We start from the raw sequence: 16,675 nt of genomic DNA, 5'->3' as shown, positions 1-16,675 counted from the left end.
CGCCTATGTTTACCAAACAATGTGTTGTCACCCTCGATATGGAGGGGGTTCTAACCCCCGAAATCTGGATAGCTTTCGCCGAAAAAACGGGCATTCCCGAATTGCGTCTGACCACGCGCGACATTCAGGATTACGATGAGCTTATGCGCGGACGTCTCCGCATTTTGGAACGCGAACATTTAAAGCTTTCGGACATTCAAAAAGTCATCGGCAGCCTTCCGCTACTGGATGGCGCCACGGAATTTTTAGCGACCCTGCGAGATGAAGCCCAAGTCATTATTCTCTCCGACACTTTTCAGGAATTCGCCTACCCGCTCATCAAAAAAATGAACCTGCCGACCATTTTCTGTCACAACCTGATTGTTCAAAACGACAAGATTACCGGCTATCATTTACGTTTGCAGGATCAAAAAAGAAAAACCGTCGAAGCTTTAAAATCGCTGAATTTCAAGGTCTTTTCCGCAGGCGATTCCTTCAACGACACGGGAATGCTTCTGGCGGCGGACAAAGGTTCGTTCCTGTTCGCCCCATCCAACGTCACCGAAAAATTTCCCCAGCTCGATTCGGCAAATTCCTACAGCGAGCTTTTGGACTGTTTCCACCAATTTCAGGATTCTCTGTAATGTCCAGCGCTGAATTTCCCGCCATCGTTCTCGTCCGGGGAAAAGAAAAATCCGCGATCCGAAATCATCCGTGGATTTTCAGCGGAGCCATTCAACATGTTATCGGCAATCCGCAATCCGGAGAAACCGTCGAAGTGCGTTCTGCACAAGGGGAATTTTTGGGCTACGCCGCCTACTCTCCCGATTCGCAAATCCGGGCCCGTTTTTGGACTTACCGGGAGCGCACTCCCATCGATCGGAATTTCTTTGCAAACGTCATCGACAGGGCGATTGAAAATCGCCGCTTGCGCGGCTTTGACGTCAAAGATCCAACGGCGGCTTTCCGCCTGATTCACGCAGAAAACGATGGCATTCCGGGCTGCATCGTCGATAAATACGCCGACTTCCTGTCCATCGAAATCCTTTCAGCTGGAGCAGAATATTTTCGCACGACATTGTATGAAATTCTAGCGGAAAAGACCGGAGCCAAAGGAATTTTGGAACGCTGCGATGCCGACGTCCGCGAAAAAGAAGGGCTTCCCTTGCGAAAAGGAATCGTCTATGGCGATGTGCCTCGCACACCAATTGAAATGCGGGAAAACGGGATCCTTTTTGACGTGGACATCTGGAATGGACACAAGACCGGATACTATCTGGACCAACGGGACGCCCGCTTTGAAGTTGGAAAATTCGCACAGGGAAAGCACGTTCTCAACTGTTTTTCTTACACGGGCGGCTTCGGACTTTTCGCCCTGCAAAATGGTGCCAGCCTAGTTACCGAAGTGGACGTTTCTCAAGAAGCACTCCACATTGCCGATTCGCTGATTCAAAAAAACGGATTTGATAAAAGCCGCGTGGAACTCGTCGAAGCGGATGTCTTTGCCTACCTGCGCAAATGCCGAGACAGCCGGAAGACCTTCGACCTTATCGTTCTTGATCCGCCAAAATTCATTGAAAACAAAGCGCATCTCGAAAAAGGAGCGCGCGGATACAAAGACATCAATTTGCTGGCGATAAAACTTTTGAACGAGCATGGCATTTTAGCGACATTCAGCTGTTCCGGTCTCATGGAAATGGGACTTTTCCAAAAAATCGTCGCCGACGCGACCCAGGACGCACACCGAACAATGCAAATCATCAAACGTTTCGGCCAACCCGCCGATCATCCTGTAAAAACCAGCTTTCCCGAAGGGCAATATCTAAAAGGGCTTTTGCTCCAAGCGGACTAGTCCTTTTTTGGGGATGATATACTTCTCCATGAAATGTCCGCAATTAAAGTTTTTCAAAGCCTAAGCTTTTTTCAAACAGGCCGATTCTTTCGCAGGGGGGAACTTTTTTCAGAACGAGAATTTCTTTTTCACAAAGTGAATTTTTCTCGCGGACAGCGAGATGTTTCGCCTTTGGAATAGGCTTATTCCCTAACGCGGAAGCAACTCCGCATTTTTCTCTTGCCACACGGCGTCTTCCCAGGCGCGCTGCGCTTCCACAGCCCATTCCCCATTCGGATACAATTCTACAAGTTCACGATACTTGGACACCGCCGAACGAAAATCCCGACGAATCCGATAGACATTGCCGATTTGAAAAAGAAGATAGGCCCGCATATTTTCATCCCGGTATTTTTTTTGCAACGCCTGATAAAGCGACAAAGCGGCGGCGTAGTCTCCTTGACGATACGCTTCGTTCGCCCTCTCCATGGGATTTTCTGAAACTTTCTTCGGTTCGGGCGATGGCACTTTCTTTTTCACCGAATCGACAGGCGTTTTTTCCGGCAATTCCGCGGACGGCGTCCGAAGTTCCTCCGATTTTGCGGATTCGATTTTCGACGTCTCCGTTTTTTCTTCTGGAACTTGGGTTGCGGATTCGGAAACGTCACCGGAAATTTCCGCCAACCGGGATTTCGCCCGAGCAATCGCCGACTCGTTTTTGGAAAGCCCGATATAAGCCTGCAACTCGGCTTTTTCCAAATCCTTCTTTCCCTGTTTTTTGTAAATAAGAGCCAAATAATAGTGGGCGTTGAAGCCCAATTCCGCATAGCCGAACGACCGCTTTAAATTATACTCGGCCTTGTCGAATTCTCCCAGTTCATAGCGTCCTGCGCCCGCATAATAATATGCCCCAGAATTACCGGGCTCTTGCGTCAAGACCTCACGGGCAGCAGCACAAGCGGCCTTGTAATCTTTAGCTTCAAAAGCGGCCTTGGTTTTTGCCAAAATGTCCGTTCCCGCCTTTGCGTTTTCTTTTACCGAAGGAGATTCTTTCCCTTTGTAATTTGGATTCTTTTTACGTTCCGCTTCGGCTTTTCCCTTGTCCCCTAGCTTTTCATAAGCTTTTGCCGAGCCTTCATAGGCTTCTGCCATTTTCGGTGCATATTTATACGCCAGTTGGAAATTGGCAATCGCCCCCTTGTAATCCTTCATTTTGAAACGGACATTGCCCGCCGCCCAAAAAGCCTGCGCATTGTGCGGATCGCCCGCCAAAATCGCCCGATACTCGCCAAGAGCCTTTTCATATTGCCCGGCGGATTCAAAGCGCGCGCCTTGTTCAAAACGAGAATCCTGCGCCGCCCAAGACAGGGGCGCCATACAGAAAAACGCCAAAAGAACGAAAATCTTTTTCATATCCATACAAAATAGAAAAATGCGCATTTTCTTTATCCAATAAGGCCTATCTTTTCCCGATTTTCTACTTTTGGAAAAACCTTTTAATATCAAGGCTTGCGGACGATGAGTGCATCGATTTGGCATTTTTTATTTTGAGGACAGCTTTTCTATCCCGGATTCCAGGTCTCCGTCCATCAGGTGCGAATATGTGCCTAGCGTCATCGTGATGGTCGCGTGCCTCATCAGCTTCTGGACGACGAGGATGTTAGCTCCAGCCCTGACGAGGTTGCTGGCGAAGGAGTGGCGGAAGCGGTGGTTCGTCGCCTCGCCGTCGAAAGCATCGCCGAGCGCCTTCTTTGCGCAGGAATGCACCGCCGAAATGCAAGACTGCCTGCTGAATCTAGAAAAATCCCAAGCCCATCCAGCACGGTCGAGTTCCGACTTCATTATGGAGCCAATCGGAATCTTGGCGTATTTTGCGCCCTTGCCTATCACGTGCAGGAATCCGTCACGGATGTCCTCTGGCTTCACTTTCAACGCCTCGTGGATGCGAAGCCCTTCGTACGCCATGAACGCCCACAGAAGCCTGTAATTGCTATTAGGAGCCTTGTCCAAAATGGCCGCTATCTGCTCCATCGTCCAGAACTTCTTTTCCTTTTTCTGCACCTTCCTTTTCGGGATTTTCCTTGCCGTGTTTCTTGGGACAATTTCGAGTACGTTTAGAAAGTAGTTAAACGCTGATTTTATCGCGACGCGGGCGTTGTTGTAGAAGTTGGCGGAAAATTCCGAGAACTGCTCGTTGAACGTATCCAGTACGTCCTCCGCCTTTATTTCAGCGATTGGGACTCCGTACATGCCCGAAAAACGACGGAAGACGTTTCTGTAAGTTTCGATGCTTATTTCAGCAGTCCCCTTGTTGCGCAGGTACTTCTCGTATTGTTCGAGACCTTCGCCAAGCGTAATTGCGGACTTTTCGTCCTTCTCGTCGAACTCGCCTTCCCGCAGCATGTCGTTCGCGAGCAGCTGCGCCTCGGTGCGCCTCGTCGTCTTGAGCGAGACGTAGCGTACGCTCCCCGTCTTCGTGTTCTTGACCCGCGCGTACCAGACTTGGCTGCCCTCTTTCTTGTGGCGTTGAACCACGGTCACCGTGATGCCGTTCATTTTTGCCTCCTTCGCATTTCCTTTTTTATCGGCGGAAACCCGTCCGCCGTTTTTGTTCATTTCGTTCTATGTAATTTCCGGGCTAGCGTTTTGCGGGGACCGTCTGCCGGAGGATGTAGCCTTCGATGTTTTCCGGAAGGAACAGCTTCCCGAAGCTCGGATGCCTGAAATACTCGATTTTCTTGAGCGTCGCCAGCCTGTCTATGGTGGACGCGGACACCAGCAGCTTTTTGGCCGCCCCTGTGCGCGTCATGTATTCGTGCCCGTTGATCACTACTTCGTCCTTTTGCATTTCCTTACTCCTTTGAAAATCCATTGTTTTTCATTTCCCAGTTTATGCACCTGTCGCCCCAGTCGTGGAATTCTCCGTCCACGATGCAGAACGCCTCGCCGCCGTGGCATTCTGCGCACCGGTGCCCCGGAATGTCGGGGAGGTTCTTCCCTGAATGCCGACAGTTGGCGCAGCACCGCAGTTCCTCGGCCTCTTTGCGGAGCTTCCGCAGCTCTTCCATAGTCGCGTCGTAGTCCGACAGCGGGATGGTGACGGCGTACGGCTCGTGGTTCAGCGGGTAGCCGCCCGCGCCGGTGAATCCGTAGTCGCTCATTTGGTCTTCCTCTCTGGGAAATTGCGTAGGCACTTCCCGGCCTTTGCGCATTCGGCAAGCCCGCCGTTGGAATGCCCCAATCTTGAGCAGTCCCAGCACGGGAAACGATCCATCAGGCGGCGTACGGCGTTGTTGTAGGCAGTCCGTCTCTTTTCGGCCTGAAATGAATTTTCCTCGTGTATCATTTGCTCCCCCTCGTCGCCTTTTGGCGGCGTTCCCACTCGTCGTAGATGGACTGCTTGCCGTTCCTTCTGTCGGCCTTCCTGCGGACGATTTCGCCGACTGCGAACGCGACGGCTATGATGGCAAATGCAGCGAAGAACGCCGACGCCTGTTGGATGGTGATTTCGGTCATTCGGCCTCCTGCGCCTTGGCGGCTTCCTTTTTCTTGCGTCGCCATTCCCTCATGTAGGCGTTCCATTTATCGCGGTGTTTACGGATATATCTCCTTTGTATTTCCTTAAATTTTTCGGGGTTCGCCTTTTTCCATTTCCTCTGGCGTTCCCGTTCCTTTTCCTTGTTTGCGGCGCGGTACGCTTTCGCTTTCGCTTTGCACTGTTCCTTGTGCGATGCATAGTAGCGTTGGTCTTTCGTTTTTACCGGTGCTTTCTCAGTGAATCCTTCCGCCGCCCGCAATGCGGCAAGTTTGTAGAAGTCGTCAGTTTTCGACATCAGCGGTCCTCCTTCTTGAAGAAGAGCTTGCCTTCGGGCGTCTGCCAGAGTTCGAGGGCTTCGCCTTCCACGAGCTCGAATGCGTGTTCGTGGTAGAGCTTCAACCATTCGGCGGTCTTCTTCGCAGTGATTTTCATTTTTTTAAGCTGGTTCCCTGGCGCGTCCGACGCCTCGATGAGGTGCCGTAGCGCAGCGCGGTAGCCGAGCAGGTATTCGAAAGTGGCCATCGTCAGTCCTTTCCCACGTTGCCGATGAGCTCGACATCGGCTACCCCCTGCAATTTGTCGGCGAGCTTCCGGACGGAATCCGCGAAAATCTTGTAGTAGTGGTGGTTGTCCTGTTCGCGCGCCGCCCTTTCCGCATTTTCCAGCCTGTTGATTACGGACGTGGCGAAATTGGAAAGCCGGTTCAGCTCCTCGCGGATTTCCCGTTTCTCGCCCATTACGCCGCGGAACACGTCCTCGTAGAGTTTCAGGTAATGGGCGGCGAGATACTTTTCGCGGCGTCCCACGAGCAGTCCATTGTGGATGAAGCAGCGGACGTTCACGGCGACATCCTTCGGCGGGTTGTCCGGGAAGCTGTTTTTGAACCGCCTGATTCCTTCGTCGCTGCGGGTGTTGTCGAACGGCTCCTGCCCTTTTTCGTCTTCCGCTTTTTCGGGCGTTTCGACAGCTCCGGCGGAATGGTCCATTTCCGCTTCCACGAGCGCGTACAGCTCGTCCAGCCGTGCGCGTTCCTCTTCGGTTTTTATTGCTGTCATTTCGCGCCCTCCGCAATCATCTTTCTAACTTTTTCAAGAAACTCTTTAGCGTTTTCGTGAAATTCCTTTTTGCGTTCCTCCGGCAAATCTTTCCACCAATCCATAGGATCATAGATCGACAAGCAATAATTATCGGGTCCAAATTCTCCGCAGACATCGAGTTCGTCCTTATACATACTTTCCGCCAGCTTTTCATCGACGGGCAAATCGAAATCTTTGACAAGTTCTTTCGGGTCTGGCGTACTGTCGTTCCAAGATTTTTTTTCTTCTTCCGAAGCGCATTCCCAAACGTATTGCTGCATAAAAAGAACGTCCCGAAGAAATTTTGTCGCCTTGTAACGCAGCTTCATGATTTCGGCATCCAGTTTAGGACACCCCAAATCCTTTGTAGGCTTTTCGATTGCCTGTTTGATGCGCCAAAGACGTACGTTCAATTCGTATATTTCGGCTTCGTTTACGGTCATGTAATTTGTCATGGTTCTTTCTCCTCTATTTCGTTTTCCAGCATTTCCATAGTGTGTTTACCTCAGATATTGCCAGGATTGCGGGGCCTTTTTGACGTGCAGGTCTTCCAGCTGGAGCCAGTCGTGGCCGTATTCATCTACTCCTATAATCTCCCAGGCGTAGAGTTTTCTCCTGCCTTTTGCCCTGTAGGCCTCGATTTCTTCGGGCGGAACGCACGAATTTTCGACCAAATTGGGGCTTATTTCGGTTATTTCGTGGCAAAAGTTCACGAAAACCACACCAGTAATGCTTTTCAGGTCGGTTTCGTAGAGATAAACCTTCAAACCGTCGCCGTCCAATGCTTTCGGGGCGCTCTTTCGTAGCTCGACGGTCTTTTCGCCGCTGTAAATCAGTTCAGCCCATTTGTGGTGGATGCTCATCAGGATTTCAGTCATTTTCAGCCTCGTTAAAGCAATGCTCGATTTTCATCTGGGCGATGAATTTGTTCAGTTTTTCGGGCTTCATTTGTCCGTATCTCCAAGTTTTCGACCGCACATTGGGCAATAATTTATTTGTGCATAAAGAAATACGCCAAACTTTCCTGCCTGTAAATGCCATTCGTCACGATTGGGCAAAGCTTTGCACGGACGAGAATGGTGAAGTTTTATTTCCTCATATCCGTTGAGCCTGTCAATACACTTAACAAGAGGTTTGCATTTGTTTTTCTTGTCTGGCTCACAAAATTCACACATACTTAATCCTCCAAACCAAGATATTCCAGTGTAGGCTTGTGCCATTCCTTGTCGCCCCACTTGCGCACCTTAATGAAGTTTGAACAAGCATCATCATCCTGTCCAATGTCGTAATGATGCTCTGTCCATATCCTACCGCCACTCACCTGGTATTGACCGTTTCCCAGCACAAGCCATTTAGCGAGTTCGCGGTTTGTCGCACGACGGCACATGACTTCCGGTATTTCGGCGCAGTGTATGTATACAGACATTTGTTCAATTGCTTTGTGATACCGATTCGGGATAAAAGCGATAACGTCTACTTCAGTTGGTGTTTCGTCATCGTAATCCCAAACCAGCATTTTCCTTGGCGGGTCGAAAAGCACTGGCTTTTCGCTTTCAAATTCCTTGAGTTCGATTCCTTTGTATTTCATTTCAATTTTCCTTTTTGTTTTTGGTTGTCAGTTCGTGTCAAAAAAAAAAGTGGATGGGCGGAATGTCGAGCGTTCAAGCTGTTTAATTGTTCACGTCCTGTCCGTCGCCGGTACAGGATTCCGCCCGTCCACGGGCCTTTTGTGCACGGCAGCCGCAAGGCGGCATTCACGCCACCAACGCCTAGGCCTGCCGCCTACCTTGAGTGCCATAAGGCGACGGGCGCAGCCCTCGACGGGGCAGGCCGTGCAGTCGTATTCCATCACCCGGCTTCCCGAACCGATGCGGATTTCAGCCTCCAGCGCATGGCGTTGGCCGCAGCTTCCGTGATTCCGCACTGTTCGAGGAATGCGGAGTCCCCCTTCTGAAGTGCGTCCACCATGGCGGGAGTCCACCGGTGCTTCCGTCTGCGCTCGAAATCCAGCTCCGTCTGCGCGGAGCCGATCCGTCGAGAGATGCGGCGGACTTCCGCGGTTTCCGTGGACAGGATTTTCCGGTAGAACTTCCTGTCCTTATCGTCCCACGACTCGTAGCCGTAGCCGTCGTTCTTTACGGAAAGGTATGCGTAGGCGACGGATGCGCACGGTCGGAATAGCGTCTTTCTGCGTTCATCGCGTCGGCGTTCCCGCTCGTATTCCCGGATGATCATTTTGGCGTCCTTCAGCTGTTCCTTGGTCACCATGCCTCACCCCCCTAGTATGCCCGCACCAGCGAGTCTGCCTTCTTCTTGATTTCGATGAAGTCTGCGAATTCGGCCTCGAATCGGGCCTTGTCGATGCCCATGGCCTCCATGGCGTCCTTCGCGGAGACGGTCATCCTGCTTCGGATTGCGCCATCGTTGTAGCCAAGCAGGGCGGCCTCGGCGAGAAGCCCCGCCACGTCCTTGACGGTCGTCGTGCTGCCCGTGTTCTTGAGCTTGAAGCCCTCGGTCACGTCGCCGTGCTCGTCGAAGAAGACGCCCTCGGCGTTCTTGATGCTGGTGGAGATTGCCTTCGAGAGGTCGGCTAGCTTGTCGGCGAACTCCTGCAAATCGTGGACGGCTTCGGCGTTCGCCGCGAGTTCCCCGGCGGGACGTTCCTTCTTCGCCACGGCGCACGCCGTGCGGAAAGCCGCCTTCAGCCGGTCGCCGTCGATGTTGGCGATGATGCTTTCTTCCGTGAGTGTCGCTACTGTCTTTGCCATTATTTGGTCTCCTTCGTTGCTTCGTCGTATTTTTCCAAAACGCTTTTTTCGATGTGCTGCCGGAGTTCCGCCGTTATCGGGAATACGATGTTTCTGAAACCCTCACCCTTGTAGAACGGGTCAACAGGATAACCGACAAACAGACCGTTTTTGCCATCCATCACGCGGAGGCCCCGTACTTGAATCTGGTCGTTGAGGACGATGTTGGCGATTGCCTTCACGTTTCCAATGTACGCCACTTCTTTGAACGGGTACACGTCCACCTTTGTCACTTCTATTTTATGCTGATCCATTATTTCATTTCCTTCTTGTTTTTTGTTGTCGTTTCGTGGAGAAAAAATGGGCCGACCGGGTGTAAACTGTAGTTATCAAACATCAACGTTTTGATGCGAAAACCGGCCGGCCCCCATTTCGTGTCAGAACGGGGATGCCGCCTTGTCCAGGGGGATGTCGGGGACGGCGGAGATGGCCTTGGTGACCTCCCGCAGCACGTCCTTTTCGGGCGGCACCTGGTCGAAGCTATCGTAGCCCATCGCGCCTATTGCGTCCATGACCTTCTGGCGGTCCTTGGTGAGGCACGCCGCTTCCGCCCAGTTCATGAAGTTCGCCTTCATCACCTCCGGCGTGCGGGTGAGCTTCACGTCCCTTTGCTTTTCCGCCGCCTTGGCGGGCTTTTCTGGATTCGGGGCGGGTTCCTTGGTTTCGGGCTTCGGCGGCTCGGCGAAGGCGTCGGTATGCACCGGCGGTTCGGAGTAGCCGTCCTCGACGATTTCGGCCTCCTGCGGGGCTGGATTCGCGGCCTTGGGCTTCGGCATTGCGGCCTTGGCGGCCTGTGCGGGCTTCGGGCTTTCAGGCTGCGGCGCGGGAGGCGGCGCGTCGAAGTCGCGGACCTCCTCGGGGGTGTAGAACCCGCCGACGCACGCGGGGTATAGGGCGCGGATGCCCTCGGAGATGCAGCGGGCGGACATCATCTGGGCGGGGTAGGCCTTCCACGTGTTCCGCCCGGCGAGTCCCGCCGCCTTGGCGCGCTCGATGTCCCACGTCACCTCGATTTCGCCTGCCTTCGGGTGTTCGAGCCACAGCGTGCAGCGTTGCGGGGTGCGTTCCTTCCAGCGGATGCTGCCGCCGGACGCCTGGAAGCGGGCGAGCATGGCCTCCGACTTGAGGGACGGCTTGCCGTCGATGATGTGGTACTGCACCGCCGCCTTGATGGGCGGGATGCCGTCCGCCTGGGCGATGCACATCAGCGAGAAGGCGGCGGCTTCGGACTTGATGCCGAACAGGCCGGAGTCGCTCACCGCCTTCGCCATCATTCCTATCTGTTCGAGGGGTACCATTACTTCGTTTGCCATTTCTATTCTCCTTGTTGAATCATTTCGATTGTGTCGCGTTCCGGCTGGACTGCCAGCCCGCCCCACGTGCCGTGGAGCTGTTCCAGAATGCCTGCGGGTTCGTATGCGGTCGAGACGTGCTCGATGACGCCTTCGCGCCCGGAGTATTCCGGCTCACCCTCCATCCGGACGATGCGGATGCGGTCGCCTACCTTGAATTTCCCTTCTTCCATTCACGTCTCCTTGATCATTGAACGTATACCGGCCAAGGCCTTCTTCGCATTCTCGTTGAATTCCTTCCTCCGTTCTTTCGACAAATCCTTCCACCAGTCCATAGGGTCGTAGATGTCGAGGTAGTTCATGTCGGGGCCCGGTATGTCGTCGCAAGTCTCGAGTTCTTCCGCGTACTGCCCTTTCGCCATTTCCTCGTCCACCGGGAAGTCGAAATCCTTCACGAGTTCCTCCGGCTTCGGGGTGTTTTCGTTCCACTTCCTGTATTCTTCGTCGGCGGCGCATTCCCACACGTAGTGCTGCATGAAGAGGACGTCCAGAAGGTGCTTCGTCACCTTGTAGCGGTATCGCATTATGTCCCGGTCCAGTTCTGGGCATCCCAGCGTCTTTCTTTTGCAGTCGATGGCCTGCTTGATCCGCCAGAGTCGGGCGTTCAGGTTGTCCATTTCGTGTTCCAGTACGGTCATGTAGTTAGTCGCCATTTCCATTTCCTTTTTTTTTTACGGTTGATCGGTGTAGTTCTTTCTTTCCGCCTCTTCTGCGACGGCCTGCCGGTATGCCGCTGCGCACGCGCGGTCGAGCCGGAACGCGAAGCGGGAGTCTATTGTGTGGTAGTAGTCGCCGTTCCGTCCTCCGGGGACGTGAGGGAACTCGGCGTAGATGCGCCCGTTCGGTGTCTGCCGGACTCGGATGGAGCGCAGACGGACGATTCCGCCCACGTCGGCGGTGGCGAATCCAAGCACGTCGCCCATGGTGCGTACCGGCTTCACCCTGACGGAGAGGGAGATGTCGTTCATCGCGCCGCCCCCGCCTTTTCTTCCTTGCGGAGCGTGAGCGGGCAGAATGCGAACGCCGTCGCCCCCGAATCCCGCTGGGCGGCGATGCCGTCCATGAACGTGCCGATGCCCCACGGCTCCCAGCCGGTGGACAGCTTCACGCTGATGATGCCTTGCTTTTCGTTCTTCATTTCGTTCTCCTCGTTAGTTGATGGACGCGTTCCGGCACTTTAACTTGGCGATCGCCAACAGAATTCCGTTGAGCATGGCGTTGGCTTCGCCACGGAATTTGCGCAGCATTGCCCGGTCATTGCGGAGGGCTTCGTTCTCTGTCTCCAGCGAGGCTATCCTCTTCGCCATTTGCGCCGCGTTATCGGCGGCCTTGGAGAGCCGCTTTTCCATGTCGGCGACCTTCTCCGCGGATCCCGCCAATTCGGCGAGCGAGTCCATAATGTCTTCGAGTTTCTTCTTTTCGTTTTCCATTTCCGTTTTTCCTTTTGGTTCTAATGGTTATTCCTTGATTTTTTCTTCTTTGTATAATCTGTCGCTGTCGTAGCCACAGCCGTAGCCATAGCCATAGCCTTCGCCATAGCCATAGCCATCGCCTTCGCCATAGCCGTCGCCATAGCCGTCGCCATAGCCTTCGCCGTCGCCGTAGCCTTCGCCGTCGCCATAGCCTTCGCCATAGCCGTCGCCATAGCCTTCGCCGTCGCCGTTGCCGCTAACCGACGTCTGCATCGGCTGCCTCCTCGATTGTTTTCCGAGCGGCGCCTGTGCACGGAATCACCTCGTACACGTCGCCGAGCCAGATTTCTCCGCACTTGGTACAGACTCTGGAACCGGAAGCGTCGATTCCATACTTCGCGACCTCGGAGAGGCTGATTCCCTTGGCAGCCTTCCACTTCCAGAGGCGGCGGGCTTCGTTCAGGACGACGTGGTTGCCTTCCCTTTCCTTGATGTAGCCTGCGTGAACTCCGCAGTAGTAGCCGCGGCAGATTACGTATACAGCATTCTTCTTTTCGTTTTCCATTTCAGTTTTTCCTTTTGGTTCAGGGTTCAAAATTTCCCTACCGTTTAACGCCCGGTAGGACGGCGTGCTAGGGCCTTGGCGAGCCTCGAAGTATTAGATTTCGCCGGGGTTTTGCGCCTCCCGGCAGGGCGAGGGCGTGCTAGCCTCGGGTACATTCACGTTTCTCCCTTTGCCATTCGGTTGATGGCGCGCCTTGCGCAATACCTCTCGCAGGCCTTTTTCCAGTCCCTGATGGGCTTTCCGTAACGGTCCTTCCAGCCGCGTTCGGTGCAGAGTTCCCACCACTCGCGGGCGTCGGCCTCGGAGAGCCTTGCGGCCTCGGCGAAGTCGTACAGCTCCGCCGTGGTGGGCGGAAGGCTCCTAGCCGCCGAGCTCTCCGCCGGGCTTGCGAAGCAGCGATTAGCGGCGTCGCCGCTTTCCGAAATTTCCGGGGAGATGTCAGCCTCCCCGACGCCGTAATGGGAACCGTCGCTTGCCGCGGAACCGCCATCGAGGATAGGGTCTGCGGATTCACCCGCGGCGGTTGTGGATTCCTGTGGCGGGATGCGCTTACCAGCTGCGCACCCCGCCGGGCTTGCCGAGCCTCCCCGCGTGTCGGGGAAATTCTTGCGCGGGCGGCCGCCCTTTGCGCCGTTGGCAGCTTTACTCCAACGAGACTTCGCTCGCTCTGACTGCGATTCGGAATAGGCCTTGGCTTCATCCATCAACTTGTCCGCGAAGGATGATTTTCCGCGGATGCCATAGACAAGCCCGTCGTGGAAGTTCCGAAGCCACTCCTGCGCTTTTTCCGCATTGCCAAGCACCTGATACACGTCAGCCCCGAACTCTCGAATCGGAAGTTGCACTTTGTTGATTACCATTATTCACCGCCAAGATTGCCTTTGAAGCTTCCGATGCCATTGTTGCCGAATAACCGGCTTTTCTTTCGGCTGCGACAATATCTCGAAGGTGATTATAGGCAACATCAGTCACGCTTATCAATTTTGCCATTTCTCTTACCTCTTTTAACTTTCCTTTATAATCCATAAAGAAATCTTTGTAATCGCAAGACTTGTTTTAATTTTTCTTTGTAAATTTTAATTTTCCTTTAATTTTGGTTTATTTTTGGGGAATGGATTTACAAACATTTCTTTATCGAACAGGGCGGACCCAAACCCAGCTCGCGCAGGAAATAGGGGTTTCCGTCGTTACAGTGAACGAATGGTCGCGGGGAAACTCAACTCCGAAGCATCCCTATTGCCGTGAATTACTTCTTCTTGGAATGCAATTGGAAGAACTTTTTGACGAAGAAACAGCCGAAGCAGTTAGAAAGTCGCTAGGCTGTGCGCCTTTTACAGGCTCCGTTGATTCGGAACAGATTGTGCGCGAGGGACTTGCTCGGATACTTGCCGGGAAATAATGCGGTGTATATGCGCCGCATAACCGCCGGACTTGCCATATCACTCCATTTCATTCCATTACATTTCATTACAGAAAACCACTCTCTCCATTAAGTAGAATTCTGTATATAAGCCCCTCTACTCTCTTTTTCTTTGGTTCTTTCTTTTGCCGGAGCAAAAAGAGCAGAGCCGAGGGGTGTTTACACACAGGGGTAAAGGGACGGGGGGAAAGAGAAAGAGGGGGGGTGGGTATAGAAATAGTTTTTTGGAAAAAATGCTTGACAGTTATAAAACAATAACCTATATTTAGGATATGCCAAAGGTTTTTGAACAGGACGGGTTTTCGTTTTTCTTCTACATGAACGAACACGACCCGATACACGTGCACGTGTCGAACGGCGGAAAAATAGCGAAGTTCGAGGTGTCCGTCGATGGTGCCGCCCTCGTTGCAAACAGCGGCATGAAGAAGGCCGACTTGAAGAAAGCGGAAAAAATCGCTTCGGAGAGGAAAGCCGAAATCGTGGCGAAATGGAATGAAACTTTCGGAAAGGAGAACTGACCATGGAAACGATTACGGAAAAGGACGTGAAGCGCGTATGGCTGGAAAAGGATGCCGTCTGCGTGGAACTCAACGACGGGCGAATAGGCAAGGAATTTTTCAAGGACTACGCACCGCTGCGTAACGCTTCCGATGAAGACAGGGCTGATTTTCGTCTGGATTTCGACGGGGTGTGGTTTGACAGGATCGGGGACGGGCTGGAACTTTCCGGATTCTTCGCGCCCAAGAAGAACAACCCGATAGGCAGGGTGTTTTGCGAGTTCCCGATGCTGAACGCTTCCGCAGTTGCAAGGAGGTTCTCCATTCCGCAGCCGCTGTTCGCCGCCTACGTGTCGGGCGCAAAGAAGCCGTCGGCGGCAAGACAAAGGAAAATCCTGGACGAGATAGCGAAAATCGGGCGTGAAATCGCTGCGGTCGCCGGGTGACGGAGGATGAAAAATGGAAAGTAGATTTATCGACGAACCGTTCGACGAAGAAGAACGGCAACTCATGGAAGCCGTGGAAAATTCCCCCGATGTCCGCTTTCCAGAAGAAGAGGAAAGGCGCATCAAGAGTTCGCTACAGGAAGCCGCCAAGGTCATTTCCATCAGGATGCAGGGGGACGACCTACGGGGAATCCGGGAAATGGCGAAGGCCGCCGGGATGCCATACCAGACGCTCATCAACAGCATCATCCACCGATACGTGAACGGCGGGATCACTTTCAACGAGCAGTTCTAAAATCCCGTCCGGGAAGGCAAAGCAGCCGGAACGCTGTTTTGACCTCTTCCCGCCCTACCCCGGCGGAGAGGGTTTTTCTTTGGTTCTTTCTTTTGGGAGCGGAGCCGAGGGGCTTGGATATATGCTTTTTTTGAAAAAATCACAAAAAGTATTGACAAGTAGCCAAAAATTGGTTATATTATAGACATGTTCGAAGTCACCCTCAAGAAGTCCGCCGAGAAGTCCGCGAAGAAGATGCCGATGGCCGAACAGGCGAAGCTCGCGCAGCTCATGCTCGCGCTGAAACAGTCCGGCCCGGTGCAGCCTTCCTTCATGAACTACTCGAAACTTGGCGAAGGCGACTACCACTGCCATCTTTCTCGCAAGTGGGTGGCCTGCTGGAAGAACGAGAACGGAACCCTAACTATCGAGGTATACTATGCTGGCAGTCGTGAATCAGCCCCGTACGCAAGGCACTGAGGCCGCTTCCTTCAGGATCGAGGGGAAGGTGCCCAAGTTCGTCGTCATGTTCCTGGAATCCGCCTTCAACAAGGCGCTGAAGGTCGAGGTCTCCGACGATGACGACGACGTGGCCGTGCCGTTCGAGCAGACGGAATGGTACAGGGATATCAAGGCCTCCATGACCGCGGGCGACACCGTCAAGGCCGACCGGGGACTGCGCGGATGGACCCAGAAGGTGCTCGCGCAGAAACTCGGAATCTCCGTGCAGAACCTCTCCGAGATCGAACGCGACGTGCGTCCCGTGTCCAGGAAGATGGCCGCGAAGCTCGCCGAGGTGTTCGATACCGACCCGGCTGCGTACTTCAGGTTCGTGTAGGATGGCGACGCTCATCACCTGCTATCCGAGGAGGTAGACCATGTACGAGGGACTCTCTGACAAGGAAAAGGAAATCGCCAGTCCCCGCCCTTTCTTCCCTAAAAAAGGAGTCATCATGAACTACGTTGCAAGATTCTTCAAGGACGGCGATGGCATCGGCGTGGAGTTTCCGGACGTTCCGGGGGCTTTCACCTGCGCCGACAGCATGGAAGAGGCCAAGCAGATGGCAAAGGAATGCCTCGACGGGGTGCTTTCCGTAATGCTGGACAGGCGCGACCCTCTCCCGGAAGCAAAGACCAAGGCAGACCCGAAAAGGCGGCTTTTCCCCGTGTTCGTGGACGAGCGCCTGGCAATCGCCTACTCCGTGTTCGAGGCTCGCCGGGGCAAGTCCGCCGCCGAAATCAGCCGCCGCATGGGCATTTCCAGACAGGCGTACCAGCGCTTGGAGGACCCGAAGTCCAGCCTCAGCGTCTCCACGCTCATCAAGCTCGCGGAAGCGCTGGGAAAAAATCTGGAAGTGCGGCTTGTGTAGTGCGCTTACGCGGATTTACTAGCCCGTCGGATTGGCGGGCTTTTTCTGTTGGATACGAGGGGGAAAGAGAAAGAGGGGGGTATAGAAATAAAAAAACGTATTGACAAT

Annotated in this window: 34 protein-coding genes; 10 read left to right on the top strand and 24 right to left on the bottom strand. The window is 53.6% G+C overall.

Annotated features, from left to right (window positions below; translation table 11 throughout):
* Positions 1 to 5 precede the first annotated feature (5 nt).
* Both thrH and BGX14_RS13735 read left to right on the top strand, forming a co-directional pair.
* Complete coding sequence (gene thrH, locus BGX14_RS13740) at positions 6 to 623, top strand: bifunctional phosphoserine phosphatase/homoserine phosphotransferase ThrH (protein ID WP_073306212.1); 618 nt, start codon at positions 6 to 8, stop codon at positions 621 to 623.
* On the top strand, positions 623 to 1,831 hold the full coding sequence (locus tag BGX14_RS13735) for a class I SAM-dependent rRNA methyltransferase (protein WP_095880187.1): 1,209 nt from the start codon (positions 623 to 625) through the stop codon (positions 1,829 to 1,831). Before thrH ends, BGX14_RS13735 begins: the two co-directional genes overlap by 1 nt.
* A gap of 189 nt (positions 1,832 to 2,020) precedes the next feature.
* On the opposite strand, the gene BGX14_RS13730 is transcribed toward BGX14_RS13735, so the two are convergent.
* From BGX14_RS13730 to BGX14_RS13650, 19 genes are all read right to left on the bottom strand, one after another.
* Positions 2,021 to 3,223: a tetratricopeptide repeat protein gene (locus BGX14_RS13730; protein WP_158223338.1), complete on the bottom strand. Its 1,203-nt coding sequence runs from the start codon at positions 3,221 to 3,223 to the stop codon at positions 2,021 to 2,023.
* A gap of 129 nt (positions 3,224 to 3,352) precedes the next feature.
* Entirely contained in the window at positions 3,353 to 4,426 is a 1,074-nt protein-coding gene (locus tag BGX14_RS13725) for a site-specific integrase (protein ID WP_073306215.1), read from the bottom strand.
* Positions 4,427 to 4,448: 22 nt separating this feature from the next.
* Positions 4,449 to 4,658 carry a hypothetical protein gene (locus BGX14_RS13720; protein ID WP_073306216.1) on the bottom strand — a complete coding sequence of 70 codons (210 nt, stop codon included), beginning with the start codon at positions 4,656 to 4,658 and terminating at the stop codon, positions 4,449 to 4,451.
* Between the two features lie 4 nt (positions 4,659 to 4,662).
* Complete coding sequence (locus tag BGX14_RS13715) at positions 4,663 to 4,971, bottom strand: hypothetical protein (protein ID WP_143394264.1); 309 nt, start codon at positions 4,969 to 4,971, stop codon at positions 4,663 to 4,665.
* Positions 4,968 to 5,156: a hypothetical protein gene (locus BGX14_RS15390; RefSeq protein WP_143394263.1), complete on the bottom strand. Its 189-nt coding sequence runs from the start codon at positions 5,154 to 5,156 to the stop codon at positions 4,968 to 4,970. The genes BGX14_RS13715 and BGX14_RS15390 overlap by 4 nt, the downstream gene beginning before the upstream one ends.
* Entirely contained in the window at positions 5,153 to 5,326 is a 174-nt protein-coding gene (locus tag BGX14_RS15655) for a hypothetical protein (protein WP_158223337.1), read from the bottom strand. Before BGX14_RS15655 ends, BGX14_RS15390 begins: the two co-directional genes overlap by 4 nt.
* Positions 5,323 to 5,643, bottom strand: coding sequence for a hypothetical protein (locus BGX14_RS13710; protein WP_095880184.1), 321 nt, complete (start codon positions 5,641 to 5,643; stop codon positions 5,323 to 5,325). Before BGX14_RS13710 ends, BGX14_RS15655 begins: the two co-directional genes overlap by 4 nt.
* The gene (locus tag BGX14_RS13705) at positions 5,643 to 5,870 is read right to left on the bottom strand and encodes a hypothetical protein (RefSeq protein WP_095880183.1); all 228 of its coding nucleotides are present in this window, start codon (positions 5,868 to 5,870) and stop codon (positions 5,643 to 5,645) included. Before BGX14_RS13705 ends, BGX14_RS13710 begins: the two co-directional genes overlap by 1 nt.
* 2 nt (positions 5,871 to 5,872) lie before the next feature.
* Positions 5,873 to 6,403: a hypothetical protein gene (locus BGX14_RS13700; protein WP_095880182.1), complete on the bottom strand. Its 531-nt coding sequence runs from the start codon at positions 6,401 to 6,403 to the stop codon at positions 5,873 to 5,875.
* Positions 6,400 to 6,879, bottom strand: coding sequence for a hypothetical protein (locus BGX14_RS13695; RefSeq protein WP_095880181.1), 480 nt, complete (start codon positions 6,877 to 6,879; stop codon positions 6,400 to 6,402). Before BGX14_RS13695 ends, BGX14_RS13700 begins: the two co-directional genes overlap by 4 nt.
* A gap of 45 nt (positions 6,880 to 6,924) precedes the next feature.
* Entirely contained in the window at positions 6,925 to 7,302 is a 378-nt protein-coding gene (locus BGX14_RS13690) for an ASCH domain-containing protein (protein WP_095880180.1), read from the bottom strand.
* A gap of 299 nt (positions 7,303 to 7,601) precedes the next feature.
* Positions 7,602 to 8,012, bottom strand: coding sequence for a hypothetical protein (locus tag BGX14_RS13680; RefSeq protein ID WP_095880178.1), 411 nt, complete (start codon positions 8,010 to 8,012; stop codon positions 7,602 to 7,604).
* A 90-nt stretch (positions 8,013 to 8,102) separates the two neighbouring features.
* Positions 8,103 to 8,273 carry a hypothetical protein gene (locus BGX14_RS15650; protein WP_158223336.1) on the bottom strand — a complete coding sequence of 57 codons (171 nt, stop codon included), beginning with the start codon at positions 8,271 to 8,273 and terminating at the stop codon, positions 8,103 to 8,105.
* Positions 8,273 to 8,692, bottom strand: coding sequence for a hypothetical protein (locus BGX14_RS13675; RefSeq protein ID WP_095880177.1), 420 nt, complete (start codon positions 8,690 to 8,692; stop codon positions 8,273 to 8,275). Before BGX14_RS13675 ends, BGX14_RS15650 begins: the two co-directional genes overlap by 1 nt.
* An 11-nt stretch (positions 8,693 to 8,703) precedes the next feature.
* Positions 8,704 to 9,192 carry a hypothetical protein gene (locus BGX14_RS13670; protein ID WP_095880176.1) on the bottom strand — a complete coding sequence of 163 codons (489 nt, stop codon included), beginning with the start codon at positions 9,190 to 9,192 and terminating at the stop codon, positions 8,704 to 8,706.
* On the bottom strand, positions 9,192 to 9,485 hold the full coding sequence (locus BGX14_RS13665) for a SpoVG family protein (protein WP_233126558.1): 294 nt from the start codon (positions 9,483 to 9,485) through the stop codon (positions 9,192 to 9,194). Before BGX14_RS13665 ends, BGX14_RS13670 begins: the two co-directional genes overlap by 1 nt.
* Positions 9,486 to 9,608: 123 nt before the next feature.
* On the bottom strand, positions 9,609 to 10,544 hold the full coding sequence (locus BGX14_RS13660) for a hypothetical protein (protein WP_095880175.1): 936 nt from the start codon (positions 10,542 to 10,544) through the stop codon (positions 9,609 to 9,611).
* 2 nt (positions 10,545 to 10,546) lie between these two features.
* Positions 10,547 to 10,756: a hypothetical protein gene (locus BGX14_RS13655; protein ID WP_095880174.1), complete on the bottom strand. Its 210-nt coding sequence runs from the start codon at positions 10,754 to 10,756 to the stop codon at positions 10,547 to 10,549.
* Complete coding sequence (locus tag BGX14_RS13650) at positions 10,757 to 11,236, bottom strand: hypothetical protein (protein WP_143394262.1); 480 nt, start codon at positions 11,234 to 11,236, stop codon at positions 10,757 to 10,759.
* 24 nt (positions 11,237 to 11,260) lie between these two features.
* On the opposite strand from BGX14_RS13650, the gene BGX14_RS15385 reads away from it, so the two are divergent.
* The gene (locus BGX14_RS15385) at positions 11,261 to 11,764 is read left to right on the top strand and encodes a hypothetical protein (RefSeq protein WP_143394261.1); all 504 of its coding nucleotides are present in this window, start codon (positions 11,261 to 11,263) and stop codon (positions 11,762 to 11,764) included.
* On the opposite strand, the gene BGX14_RS13640 is transcribed toward BGX14_RS15385, so the two are convergent.
* The 5 genes from BGX14_RS13640 to BGX14_RS13620 all read right to left on the bottom strand — a co-directional run bounded on the left by BGX14_RS13640 (position 11,735) and on the right by BGX14_RS13620 (position 13,586).
* Entirely contained in the window at positions 11,735 to 12,013 is a 279-nt protein-coding gene (locus BGX14_RS13640) for a hypothetical protein (protein WP_095880171.1), read from the bottom strand. The genes BGX14_RS15385 and BGX14_RS13640 overlap by 30 nt on opposite strands.
* A 27-nt stretch (positions 12,014 to 12,040) precedes the next feature.
* The gene (locus BGX14_RS13635) at positions 12,041 to 12,268 is read right to left on the bottom strand and encodes a hypothetical protein (protein WP_095880170.1); all 228 of its coding nucleotides are present in this window, start codon (positions 12,266 to 12,268) and stop codon (positions 12,041 to 12,043) included.
* Positions 12,252 to 12,560, bottom strand: a complete 309-nt coding sequence (locus tag BGX14_RS13630; protein WP_095880169.1) for a hypothetical protein — start codon at positions 12,558 to 12,560, stop codon at positions 12,252 to 12,254. The genes BGX14_RS13635 and BGX14_RS13630 overlap by 17 nt, the downstream gene beginning before the upstream one ends.
* 155 nt (positions 12,561 to 12,715) lie before the next feature.
* Positions 12,716 to 13,420 carry a hypothetical protein gene (locus BGX14_RS13625; protein ID WP_143394260.1) on the bottom strand — a complete coding sequence of 235 codons (705 nt, stop codon included), beginning with the start codon at positions 13,418 to 13,420 and terminating at the stop codon, positions 12,716 to 12,718.
* Positions 13,374 to 13,586 (bottom strand): hypothetical protein, encoded by a 213-nt coding sequence (locus BGX14_RS13620; RefSeq protein ID WP_095880167.1) that lies wholly within the window; start codon positions 13,584 to 13,586, stop codon positions 13,374 to 13,376. Before BGX14_RS13620 ends, BGX14_RS13625 begins: the two co-directional genes overlap by 47 nt.
* Positions 13,587 to 13,671: 85 nt before the next feature.
* Between BGX14_RS13620 and BGX14_RS13615 the strand changes: the two genes are divergently transcribed.
* From BGX14_RS13615 to BGX14_RS13585, 7 genes are all read left to right on the top strand, one after another.
* Positions 13,672 to 13,959 carry a helix-turn-helix transcriptional regulator gene (locus BGX14_RS13615; RefSeq protein WP_143159507.1) on the top strand — a complete coding sequence of 96 codons (288 nt, stop codon included), beginning with the start codon at positions 13,672 to 13,674 and terminating at the stop codon, positions 13,957 to 13,959.
* A gap of 293 nt (positions 13,960 to 14,252) precedes the next feature.
* Positions 14,253 to 14,498 (top strand): DUF4160 domain-containing protein, encoded by a 246-nt coding sequence (locus BGX14_RS13610; protein ID WP_073306168.1) that lies wholly within the window; start codon positions 14,253 to 14,255, stop codon positions 14,496 to 14,498.
* A gap of 2 nt (positions 14,499 to 14,500) precedes the next feature.
* Positions 14,501 to 14,923 carry a DUF2442 domain-containing protein gene (locus tag BGX14_RS13605; protein ID WP_073306169.1) on the top strand — a complete coding sequence of 141 codons (423 nt, stop codon included), beginning with the start codon at positions 14,501 to 14,503 and terminating at the stop codon, positions 14,921 to 14,923.
* A 13-nt stretch (positions 14,924 to 14,936) separates the two neighbouring features.
* Positions 14,937 to 15,218 (top strand): hypothetical protein, encoded by a 282-nt coding sequence (locus BGX14_RS13600; protein WP_073306170.1) that lies wholly within the window; start codon positions 14,937 to 14,939, stop codon positions 15,216 to 15,218.
* Between the two features lie 186 nt (positions 15,219 to 15,404).
* The gene (locus tag BGX14_RS13595) at positions 15,405 to 15,677 is read left to right on the top strand and encodes a hypothetical protein (protein WP_073306171.1); all 273 of its coding nucleotides are present in this window, start codon (positions 15,405 to 15,407) and stop codon (positions 15,675 to 15,677) included.
* Positions 15,637 to 16,035, top strand: coding sequence for a helix-turn-helix domain-containing protein (locus BGX14_RS13590; protein ID WP_073306172.1), 399 nt, complete (start codon positions 15,637 to 15,639; stop codon positions 16,033 to 16,035). Before BGX14_RS13595 ends, BGX14_RS13590 begins: the two co-directional genes overlap by 41 nt.
* A 40-nt stretch (positions 16,036 to 16,075) precedes the next feature.
* Complete coding sequence (locus BGX14_RS13585; RefSeq protein ID WP_095880166.1) at positions 16,076 to 16,567, top strand: type II toxin-antitoxin system HicB family antitoxin; 492 nt, start codon at positions 16,076 to 16,078, stop codon at positions 16,565 to 16,567.
* Positions 16,568 to 16,675 lie beyond the last annotated feature (108 nt).

This window comes from Fibrobacter sp. UWS1 (genome assembly GCF_002300445.1).
Lineage (GTDB): Bacteria > Fibrobacterota > Fibrobacteria > Fibrobacterales > Fibrobacteraceae > Hallerella > Hallerella intestinalis.
The sequence above is the reverse complement of the archived record's forward strand: the minus strand, read 5'-3'. Positions and strand labels throughout refer to the sequence as shown.

Excerpts from the sequence above, each read along its gene's own strand:
- BGX14_RS13735 (WP_095880187.1), top strand. The coding sequence starts at position 623 with ATGTCCAGCGCTGAATTTCCCGCCATCGTTCTCGTCCGGGGAAAAGAA.
- BGX14_RS13600 (WP_073306170.1), top strand. The coding sequence starts at position 14,937 with ATGGAAAGTAGATTTATCGACGAACCGTTCGACGAAGAAGAACGGCAA.
- BGX14_RS13620 (WP_095880167.1), bottom strand. The coding sequence starts at position 13,586 with ATGGATTATAAAGGAAAGTTAAAAGAGGTAAGAGAAATGGCAAAATTG.
- BGX14_RS13650 (WP_143394262.1), bottom strand. The coding sequence starts at position 11,236 with ATGGCGACTAACTACATGACCGTACTGGAACACGAAATGGACAACCTG.
- BGX14_RS13720 (WP_073306216.1), bottom strand. The coding sequence starts at position 4,658 with ATGCAAAAGGACGAAGTAGTGATCAACGGGCACGAATACATGACGCGC.
- BGX14_RS13595 (WP_073306171.1), top strand. The coding sequence starts at position 15,405 with ATGTTCGAAGTCACCCTCAAGAAGTCCGCCGAGAAGTCCGCGAAGAAG.
- BGX14_RS13615 (WP_143159507.1), top strand. The coding sequence starts at position 13,672 with ATGGATTTACAAACATTTCTTTATCGAACAGGGCGGACCCAAACCCAG.
- BGX14_RS13705 (WP_095880183.1), bottom strand. The coding sequence starts at position 5,870 with ATGGCCACTTTCGAATACCTGCTCGGCTACCGCGCTGCGCTACGGCAC.
- BGX14_RS13605 (WP_073306169.1), top strand. The coding sequence starts at position 14,501 with ATGGAAACGATTACGGAAAAGGACGTGAAGCGCGTATGGCTGGAAAAG.
- BGX14_RS13660 (WP_095880175.1), bottom strand. The coding sequence starts at position 10,544 with ATGGCAAACGAAGTAATGGTACCCCTCGAACAGATAGGAATGATGGCG.
- BGX14_RS15390 (WP_143394263.1), bottom strand. The coding sequence starts at position 5,156 with ATGATACACGAGGAAAATTCATTTCAGGCCGAAAAGAGACGGACTGCC.
- BGX14_RS13670 (WP_095880176.1), bottom strand. The coding sequence starts at position 9,192 with ATGGCAAAGACAGTAGCGACACTCACGGAAGAAAGCATCATCGCCAAC.
- BGX14_RS13625 (WP_143394260.1), bottom strand. The coding sequence starts at position 13,420 with ATGGTAATCAACAAAGTGCAACTTCCGATTCGAGAGTTCGGGGCTGAC.
- BGX14_RS13695 (WP_095880181.1), bottom strand. The coding sequence starts at position 6,879 with ATGACAAATTACATGACCGTAAACGAAGCCGAAATATACGAATTGAAC.
- BGX14_RS13635 (WP_095880170.1), bottom strand. The coding sequence starts at position 12,268 with ATGCAGACGTCGGTTAGCGGCAACGGCGACGGCGAAGGCTATGGCGAC.
- BGX14_RS13730 (WP_158223338.1), bottom strand. The coding sequence starts at position 3,223 with ATGAAAAAGATTTTCGTTCTTTTGGCGTTTTTCTGTATGGCGCCCCTG.
- BGX14_RS13725 (WP_073306215.1), bottom strand. The coding sequence starts at position 4,426 with ATGAACAAAAACGGCGGACGGGTTTCCGCCGATAAAAAAGGAAATGCG.
- BGX14_RS13610 (WP_073306168.1), top strand. The coding sequence starts at position 14,253 with ATGCCAAAGGTTTTTGAACAGGACGGGTTTTCGTTTTTCTTCTACATG.
- BGX14_RS13700 (WP_095880182.1), bottom strand. The coding sequence starts at position 6,403 with ATGACAGCAATAAAAACCGAAGAGGAACGCGCACGGCTGGACGAGCTG.
- BGX14_RS13715 (WP_143394264.1), bottom strand. The coding sequence starts at position 4,971 with ATGAGCGACTACGGATTCACCGGCGCGGGCGGCTACCCGCTGAACCAC.
- BGX14_RS13710 (WP_095880184.1), bottom strand. The coding sequence starts at position 5,643 with ATGTCGAAAACTGACGACTTCTACAAACTTGCCGCATTGCGGGCGGCG.
- BGX14_RS15650 (WP_158223336.1), bottom strand. The coding sequence starts at position 8,273 with ATGGAATACGACTGCACGGCCTGCCCCGTCGAGGGCTGCGCCCGTCGC.
- BGX14_RS13640 (WP_095880171.1), bottom strand. The coding sequence starts at position 12,013 with ATGGAAAACGAAAAGAAGAAACTCGAAGACATTATGGACTCGCTCGCC.
- BGX14_RS15655 (WP_158223337.1), bottom strand. The coding sequence starts at position 5,326 with ATGACCGAAATCACCATCCAACAGGCGTCGGCGTTCTTCGCTGCATTT.
- thrH (WP_073306212.1), top strand. The coding sequence starts at position 6 with ATGTTTACCAAACAATGTGTTGTCACCCTCGATATGGAGGGGGTTCTA.
- BGX14_RS13585 (WP_095880166.1), top strand. The coding sequence starts at position 16,076 with ATGTACGAGGGACTCTCTGACAAGGAAAAGGAAATCGCCAGTCCCCGC.
- BGX14_RS13655 (WP_095880174.1), bottom strand. The coding sequence starts at position 10,756 with ATGGAAGAAGGGAAATTCAAGGTAGGCGACCGCATCCGCATCGTCCGG.
- BGX14_RS13690 (WP_095880180.1), bottom strand. The coding sequence starts at position 7,302 with ATGACTGAAATCCTGATGAGCATCCACCACAAATGGGCTGAACTGATT.
- BGX14_RS13665 (WP_233126558.1), bottom strand. The coding sequence starts at position 9,485 with ATGGATCAGCATAAAATAGAAGTGACAAAGGTGGACGTGTACCCGTTC.
- BGX14_RS13630 (WP_095880169.1), bottom strand. The coding sequence starts at position 12,560 with ATGGAAAACGAAAAGAAGAATGCTGTATACGTAATCTGCCGCGGCTAC.
- BGX14_RS13590 (WP_073306172.1), top strand. The coding sequence starts at position 15,637 with ATGCTGGCAGTCGTGAATCAGCCCCGTACGCAAGGCACTGAGGCCGCT.
- BGX14_RS13675 (WP_095880177.1), bottom strand. The coding sequence starts at position 8,692 with ATGGTGACCAAGGAACAGCTGAAGGACGCCAAAATGATCATCCGGGAA.
- BGX14_RS13680 (WP_095880178.1), bottom strand. The coding sequence starts at position 8,012 with ATGAAATACAAAGGAATCGAACTCAAGGAATTTGAAAGCGAAAAGCCA.